Consider the following 255-nt stretch of genomic DNA (forward strand, 5'->3'; position numbering starts at 1 on the left):
CGGCGGCGGTGCTGCTGCTGATGTACCAGATCGTGGCGGAGGAGCAGGGGGTGGGCGCCGGTCGGCTGACGGGCACGGTCCAGAACGATGTGCTGAAGGAGTACATCGCGCGCGGGACGTACATCTTCCCGCCGAGGCCGTCGCTGCGGCTGATCGCGGACATTTTTCGGTACTGCCGGGTGGAGATGCCGAGGTGGAACACGATCTCGATCTCGGGGTACCACATGGCGGAGGCGGGTGCCTCGCCGGTGCAGG

The 255-nt window shown here is 67.5% G+C and carries 1 protein-coding gene; it reads left to right on the forward strand.

Going from position 1 to position 255, the window contains the following annotated elements; translation table 11 throughout:
* Positions 1–255, forward strand: a 255-nt coding sequence (locus tag RM704_RS45905) for a methylmalonyl-CoA mutase family protein (protein ID WP_311593672.1), incomplete at both ends; no start/stop codon positions are given.

The sequence above is a fragment of the Streptomyces gottesmaniae genome (genome assembly GCF_031845845.1).
In the GTDB taxonomy this organism is placed as follows: domain Bacteria; phylum Actinomycetota; class Actinomycetes; order Streptomycetales; family Streptomycetaceae; genus Streptomyces; species Streptomyces akebiae.